At 58.5% G+C, this 975-nt stretch carries 1 protein-coding gene; it reads left to right on the top strand.

What is annotated here, in order from left to right:
• Nucleotides 1–572, top strand: a 572-nt coding sequence (locus tag BGN95_RS01105; protein ID WP_286771369.1) for a class I SAM-dependent methyltransferase, incomplete at its 5' end; no start/stop codon positions are given.
• Between the last annotated feature and the right edge of the window lie 403 nt (nt 573–975).

Raw genomic sequence — 975 nt, 5'->3', positions numbered from 1 at the left:
GCGTCTCCGATAAGGTCCGCTTCGAATTGCTCGACTATCGTGCTGTAACCGGCCGGTTTGACCGAATCGTCTCTGTGGGCATGTTTGAGCATGTCGGCCCAGCATATTATGGAACCTTCTTCCGCAAGTGCCGCGCGTTGCTTTCTGATGACGGAGTGATGCTGCTGCATACGATCGGCCGGATGGATGGCCCGGGGGTCACCGACACGTTTACGACCAAATACATCTTTCCGGGCGGGTACAACCCTGCACTGTCTGAGATCGTGCGCGGCTATGAAGGAACGAAGCTGTTTCCGACCGACATCGAGATCCTCCGACGTCACTATTCGAGGACGATCGATCATTGGTACGATCGTACAGTCGCCGCGAAGGACCAGATCATCGCGCTATATGACGAGCGCTTCTTTCGTCTATGGACCTTCTACCTCGCCGGCGCCGCGGAAGCCTTCCGCACAGGAGGTATGGTCAATTATCAGGTACAACTCGCGAAGAGTCGCGCTGCCGTGCCGGAAATACGCGACTATATGGTGGAGGCCGAGCAACGACTACGCCTGGGCGGCGATGCTGCATAGCTTCCTCGCACCCTGCCTGGGATGTTGCGGATTCTCGAGGGCGATCGCGTCGTGAAGGCGGGTTTGGCGCCATGCACCCTCCTGATCAAACATTCAGTCGCGCGCTCTGTCGCATCCGTGTTTCGTCAGCTTCCCCTCGAGAGACAGCCTTCAGCGCACCGCGAGTCTCGTGGCCTGCAATCCGCGTTGAGGTCACAGTCGTTGAGATCGCTGCCTTTCATAATTAGATGCCACTTGTCTCTGGCCTCTCTTCGTACTTGCGGAGCGGGTTTCCGGATTGAGACCCCGCCCCGCGACAACCTAGAACCGTCGCCCACGAGCGTATGTGTCGTTGCCCCCTAATTGCCTGACGAGGCCTCGCGGGTTTGGGTGATGTACTCGCGGGGTGATCGGTAGCCTAGCG

It is taken from the genome of Sphingomonas sp. 66-10 (assembly GCF_001897045.1).
Classification (GTDB): Bacteria; Pseudomonadota; Alphaproteobacteria; order Sphingomonadales; family Sphingomonadaceae; genus Sphingomonas; species Sphingomonas lycopersici.
Note: the sequence above shows the minus strand (reverse complement) of the source record. Positions and strands in the feature narration are given on the sequence as shown.